Annotated in this window: 5 protein-coding genes; all 5 read right to left on the bottom strand. The window is 70.2% G+C overall.

Annotated features, from left to right (window positions below; all coding sequences use genetic code 11):
• On the bottom strand, window positions 1-236 hold a 236-nt coding region (locus BIS11_RS08765; RefSeq protein ID WP_253585935.1), incomplete at its 3' end, for a response regulator.
• Between the two features lie 24 nt (window positions 237-260).
• On the bottom strand, window positions 261-980 hold the full coding sequence (locus tag BIS11_RS08760) for a response regulator (RefSeq protein ID WP_253419660.1): 720 nt from the start codon (window positions 978-980) through the stop codon (window positions 261-263).
• 15 nt (window positions 981-995) lie between these two features.
• The gene (locus tag BIS11_RS08755; protein WP_253419635.1) at window positions 996-2,414 is read right to left on the bottom strand and encodes an ATP-binding protein; all 1,419 of its coding nucleotides are present in this window, start codon (window positions 2,412-2,414) and stop codon (window positions 996-998) included.
• The gene (locus BIS11_RS08750) at window positions 2,411-5,512 is read right to left on the bottom strand and encodes an efflux RND transporter permease subunit (RefSeq protein WP_253419637.1); all 3,102 of its coding nucleotides are present in this window, start codon (window positions 5,510-5,512) and stop codon (window positions 2,411-2,413) included. Before BIS11_RS08750 ends, BIS11_RS08755 begins: the two co-directional genes overlap by 4 nt.
• A partial coding sequence (locus tag BIS11_RS08745; protein WP_253585934.1) for an efflux RND transporter periplasmic adaptor subunit occupies window positions 5,509-6,369 on the bottom strand: 861 nt, incomplete at its 5' end. The genes BIS11_RS08745 and BIS11_RS08750, both read right to left, overlap by 4 nt.

Raw genomic sequence — 6,369 nt, 5'->3', positions numbered from 1 at the left:
GAGATGATCAGCACCGCCACGGTATCGTGGCGCTGGCGAAGCCTGCGCAGCAGGCTGATGCCATCGAGCTCCGGAAGGCCGAGATCGAGCACCAGCAAGTCGAACCCGCCCTGGGTCAGGGCGTGGTCCGCCGCCAGGCCATCGTTGGCCATCTCGATGCGAAAGCCCGCCTGCGCCAGGGTGGTGGCGATCGAGCGGGCCAGGTTGTCGTTGTCTTCCACGATCAGCGCTTTCATGGGCGCTCCCAGGCGTTCAGTGGCCTACCCCTCGGGCTGGTACTTGTAGCCCACGCCGTAGACCGAGCGGATGATCTCCTGCTCCGGCAGGGCTTCGGTGATCTTCTTGCGCAGCTTCTTGATGTGGCTGTCCACGGTGCGCTCGGAGACGATGCGGTTGTCGCGGTACATGTGATCCATCAGCTGCTCGCGGCTGAAGATGCGCCCGGGGGCGTTCATCATCACCCGCAGAAGCTGGAACTCCACCGCGGTCAGGCCCAGGTCCCGGTCGCCGGCCAGGGCTTGCCAGCCATCGTCGTTGAGTACCACCGGGGCGGCGACGGGCTCCGGGGCCTGCAGGGCGGCCTGGCTGCGGCGCAGCACCGCTTTCACCCGTGCCACCACTTCCCGCGGGCTGAAGGGCTTGCAGATGTAATCGTCGGCGCCCATCTCCAGGCCCAGCAGCCGGTCGACCTCCTCGACCTTGGCGGTCACCATGATCACCGGAAGCCGTGGCCAGCGCTGGCGGATCTCGCGGCACAGCGTCAGGCCGTCGCGCCCCGGCAGCATCAAATCCAGCAGTACCAGCGCCGGGGCGTGCTCCTCGAGCCAGGGCAGCACCGCGTCGCCGTGGTCCAGAAGCGTCGGCGCGAAGTGGTGGCTTTGCAGGTAGTCGGCCATCAGCCGGGCGATCTTGGGCTCGTCCTCGACGATCAAGAGCGTGGCGTTGGCCGGGCCCGCAGTGGGGGTATCGGTCGATGACATCATGGCCTCGTGAGTCTAGCGTGAAGGCAGGAGTGCAAAGCGCAGCGTCCAGCGCAGCCCGCCGAGCGGCGATGCGCTGGCGGTGAGCGTGGCGCCGTGGGCGCTGGCCAAGGCGCTTGCAATCGAAAGCCCCAGGCCGCTGCCGCCGCTTGCCCGGCTGCGCGAGCCTTCCACGCGGTAGAGGCGCTCGGTCAGCCTTGAAAGCTCGCCCTCGGGCACGCCCGGGGCGCTATCTTGCCATACTACCACCGCCTGGTGCGCCTCGACGCGCAGGCTCACCTCGAGGGCGCCGGGGGCGGTGGTGTAGGCGCAGGTGTTGTCGAGCAGGTTGTTCCACAGCTGGCGAAGGCGCTGGGCGTCGCCGCGAATCATCACCCCGGGGGCGATGTCGGTGGCAAGCGACAGCCCGCTGTCGGCCAGCCAACGGTCGGCATCCGCCAGGCGCCCGGCGAGGGACTCGCTCAGATCGAGCGGGGCGAGATGGATGTCCAGCGCCCCGGCGTCGCTTTGCGACAGCAGGCGCAGGTCCGCCACCAGCCGTTCGAGATGGCCGACCTCCTGGGCGAGCGAGCCCAGGTTCTCCTGGTCGAGGGCGCGCACGCCGTCCTGCATCGCCTCGATCTCGCCACGCAGCACCGACAGCGGCGTTCTGAGCTCGTGAGCGGTGTCGGAGACCCAGCGCGCCCGGGCGTCGCGGCTCGCCTCCAGGGTTTCGGCCAGCCGGTTGAAGTCCTGGGCCAGGCGCGAGAGCTCGTCACGGCCCCGGGCGCGCAGGCGAATGTGGTAATCCCCCTGGGTGAGGCGGCGAGTGGCGCCGGCCAGCGCCCTCGTGCGCCCGCCCAGCCACCAGGAGAGCCCGCCGGCCAGCAGCAGGGAGGCCAGCACCAGCGAGATCACGATGATGGAGAGGTTGCGCTGCTGGCGCTCCAGAAAGCGGCTCTCCATGCGCTCCATCATCTGCTGGGGCGAGCGAAAGCCGAGCGCGCCGATCTCCTCGACGCCGCCGCCGGCGCTTTCGCTGTAGAGCGTGAGCCAGCGCCAGTCGCTCTCCTCGCCGACCGGGCGCGGGCGCACCACGAAGCGCCCTTGAGGGTCGCGCAGGGCGAAGTCGCGCGCCTCGCCCAGCGGCGAAGGGCGCTCCTGACGCTCCTGGCCCAGCTCGAAGCGCACGATGCGCGGCCAGCGCTCCGGCGAGCGCGCAAGCCACTCCCAGTCGCCCTGGGTGTCGTAGCGCGTCACCAGCCCGTCGGCCAACAGCGCCGCCCGGCGCTCCTGGGCCTGGTTCAGGTACTCGATGAAGCCGCGGTCGATGCTCCAGGAGACCGCCAGGAACGTGCTGGCGGCGATCGCCACGTTGACGCTCAGGATCACCACGAACAGGCGCAGCCCCAGGGTCGAGGGCCGCCAGGCGGCCAGCGTGCGCAAGCGGCTCACGAGGATGTTCCTTCACCGCTCGGCGCCGGCGGCGCGCTCAGCCGCTCGCGCATATTCTCCAGGCCCAGGTAGAGGCAGGGCACGATGATCAGCAGGATGGCGGTGGCGAACAGCATGCCGAAGCCCAGCGAGATTGCCATCGGGATCATGAAGCGTGCCTGGCGCGAGGTCTCGAGGATCATCGGCGCCAGCCCCAGGAAGGTGGTGAGCGTGGTCATCATGATCGGGCGCAGCCGGCGCGTGGCGGCGGCGACGATCGCCTCGCGCGCCGCCATGCCCTCGCGGCGCTTGCGGTTGGCGTAGTCGATCAGCACCAGCGCGTCGTTGATCACCACCCCGGAGAGCGCCAGCATCCCGAGAAGGCTGATGATCGACAGCCCGAAGCCCATCAGCACGTGGCCCGCCACGGCCCCCACCAGTCCGAAGGGAATGGCGGCCATCACCAATAGCGGCTGCAGGTAGCTTCTGAAGGGAATCGCCAGCAGCGCGTAGAGCGCGGCGAGCATCAGCCACATGGCGGTTCGCAAGGTGGCCAGGTTGTCGGCGGTGTCCTGCTGGCGCCCGCCGAGGGTGACCTCGAGCCCCGGCCAGGTATTGGCAAGCGTCGGGAAGACGTCCTCCTGCAGGGTCGCCAGCACCTGGTTGATCGCCTGGTCGCCGTCGGCGTCCGCGGTCACGGTGATGATGCGCCGTCCGTCGATGCGTGAAAGGCTGCTGGAGGCCTGGCTCAGGGTGATGTCCGCCGCCCGGGAGAGCGGAATGCTCAGGCCCTCCGGGGTGCGCACCGGCAGCCGGTAGAGCGCGTTCAGGCTCGCCCGGTCCTGCTCCGGCAGGCGCACCTCGACGCTCACCTCCTGGCGGCCGATGAACTGCTCGATGGCGGTGGCGCCCTGCAGCGGGCCGCGCAGCGCCTGGGCGAGATCCGATCCGGTCAGCCCCAGCGCCCGCCCTTCGGCGGAGAGGCGCATCTCGAGCTGCGGCTTGCCGTCGCCCAGGCCGCTGTCAATGTCCGTCAGCCCGTACTCGCCGAGCTGCTCGGCCAGGCGCTGGGCGGCGGCTTCGAGCACCTGGGTGTTGGGGTGGGAAAGCCGCAGGCTCAAGGCGGCGCCGCTGCCGGGCCCGCCCACGTCCGAGGCAAAGCGCACCGACTGCGCGCCGACCAGGTCACCGGCGAGCTCGCGCCACTCGGTGGCGATGCGCGACGGCGGCCAGGCATCGAGGCTGTCCCGGGCGATGTCGAGGGTCACCTCCAGGCTTTCGCCGTCGAGCCGGCTGCGGGTGCTCTCGAAGGCGAGGGTGGGTTCGCGCTCGCTGAGCGTCTCGGCGGCGTCGAGCAGCTGCTGGCTGAGCTCGCGGCTGACGCTGATATGGCTGCCGATCGGCAGGGTGACGCTGGCCTGCACCTGGTCGGACTCGACCCGGGGCATCAGCGAGAAGCCCAGCCGCCCGCTCATCGCCCAGGCCATGACCACCAGCAGCAGGGCGATACCCAGGGATACGCTCAACAGCCGCTGGTTCAGGGCACGCTGCAGGAAGGGTTCGAAGCGCTGGTAGGTAAAGGCATGAAGCCCGCCCTGCAGGCGCTGGCGCAGGCGCTCGAGCGGGCGCTGCCAGGCCGGGGTCTGGCGCGGCTTGCGGCTGTGTGCCAGGTGCGCCGGCAGGATGAACAGCGCCTCGATCCAGGAGATCAGAAACACCGTGATGACCACCACCGGCACCACGGCGAAGATCAGCCCGAGAAACCCGGGCAGAAACAGCAGCGGCAGAAACGCCACCACGTTGGAGAGGATCGCGAAAGTCAGCGGCACCGCGATCTCCTGGGCGCCCTTGACCGCCGCGTCGCGCAGCGAGTAGCCCTGTTCGCGGTAGCTGTAGATGTTCTCGCCGACCATGATGGCGTCGTCCACCACGATGCCGAGGGCGATGATGAAGGCGAACATCGACATCATGTTGAGCGACACGCCGATCCAGGGCAGAAACAGCATCGCGCCCAGAAAGGCGGTGGGGATGCCCAGCGTCACCCAGAAGGCGAGGCGCGCCTCGAGAAACAGCGCCATCAGGATCATCACCAGCGCCAGGCCCATCCAGGCGTTCTTGAGCAGAAGCCCCAGGCGGTCCTCGTAGACCTCGGAGCTGTCGCGGGAAACGTCCAGGAAGATGCCCTCGGGCAGGCCGGCGCGCAGGCGCTCGAGCTCGCCGCTGACCGCGTGGGAGATGCTGGTCGGGGTCTGGTCGCCCACCTGGTAGACATCCACGGAGAGTCCGCGCTGGCCGTTGTAGAACTCCTCGCGGCCGACCTCGGCGAAGCCCTCGCGCACCTCGGCGATCTGGCCAAGCTCCACCGGCGCGCCCTGGGCGGTGGTGAGGATCGGCAGCCGGGCGAATTCGGCGGCGCTGTTGCGCCGGCCCTGGTAGCGGATCAGCCACTCGCCCTCGGCGGTGGTGAGCTGGCCGCTGGCGAGATCGAGCGCTTCCTCGGCGATGCGTGCGGCAAGTTGCTGGTGATCGAGACCGAACCGCTCGATGGCCTCCTCGTCGAGCAGCACCTGAATCTCGCGGTCGCGATTGCCCGAGAGCTCCGCCCGGGAGATGCCGCTGGTGGCCTGGAGCTCGGCGCGCACGTTCTCGGCGGCGTCGTGAAGCGCCCCCAGGCTCGCATCGCCGTAGACCTGCAGGCGCATCACCCCGCGCGAGAACCCGGCCAGGGTGAAGCGGGGCGGGTCGGCGGCGTTGGGGAAGGTAGTGATGGCGTTCACTGCCTGCTGGATCTCCTGGTAGACGCGCATTACGTCGACGCCGTCGATCAGCGTGGCGTACACCACGCCGCTGCCCTCGTTGGCGGTGGCGGTCAGCTCGTCGATGCCTTCGACGTTGGTGACCGCCGCCTCCACCGGCAGCAGCAGGCTCTGCTCGATGTCCTCCGGCGTGGCGCCAGGGTAGCTGATGGAGACCTGGACGGTCTCGCTCTCGAAGTCGGGAAACACCTCCTTCTTGATGGCCAGGGACGCCATCAGGCCGCCGACGATGAACAGCACCATCAGAAGGTTCGGCGCCACGCCGTGGTCGACCATCCAGGCGAGCGGGCCCTTGCGCATCATGGGGCCTCCTCGCTCTGGGCCGGGGTGTCGGCGGGGGAGCGCGGGCGTACCTGCTGGCCCACCCGGGGCTGGGCGAGGCCGGCGGTGACCACTCGCTGGCCCTCTTCCAGGCCGTCGCTGACCAGCGCCTGCTCCTCGCCGCGATAGGCGAGCGTCACCGTGCTGCTCTGCAAACGGTCCTCGTCGTCGAGCCACCAGACCCGCTCGCCGGGGCGCAGCGCGGCGGAGGGCAGGGCGATCAGCGGGCGCCGGGCGGTGGTGTGGTAGCGCAGCCGCAGCACGTCGCCCAGGCGCAGCGACGGGCCTTCGCCGTCGAGCGCCAGCGGGTCGTCGACGCCGATCAGAAGCTGGGCCTGCAGGCCGTTCTCCTCGAGACTCGGCAGAATCGACACCAGCGTGCCCTCACGCTGCTCGTCCGCCGCCCAGCTCTGGCTGGTCAACGTCACCTCGTCGCCGGGTTCGAGCCAGGAAAGCGTATCGCCGGGCAGCGACGCGCGCACCCAGAACTGCTCCACCCCGACCAGGCTCAGCACCTCGGTGCCCTGGCTCAAGAGGCTGCCGGCGCCCACCGTGCGCTCGGCCACCATGGCGCGCCAGGGGGCGGTGAGCGTGGCGCGCTCCAGGTTCAGCGCGGCCTGGTCGCGCACCACCTCGGCCTGGGTAAGCTGGGCCTGGGCCTGGCGCAGCTGGGGCTCGCGCAGCACCAGCGCCCGGCGCTCGGCGGAAAGCTCCTGACCAAAGCGGGCGTAGTCGCCGCGGGCGCGCTCCTGCTCGGCCTGCTCGAGGGCGACGACCGCCCGGGCGTTGCTCAGCTGGGCCTCGGCGTCGCGCAGGGCAAGCTCCAGGTCCGCCCGGTC

The sequence above is a fragment of the Halomonas sp. 707D4 genome (assembly GCF_024158685.1).
Lineage (GTDB): Bacteria > Pseudomonadota > Gammaproteobacteria > Pseudomonadales > Halomonadaceae > Vreelandella.
The sequence above is the reverse complement of the archived record's forward strand: the minus strand, read 5'-3'. Positions and strand labels throughout refer to the sequence as shown.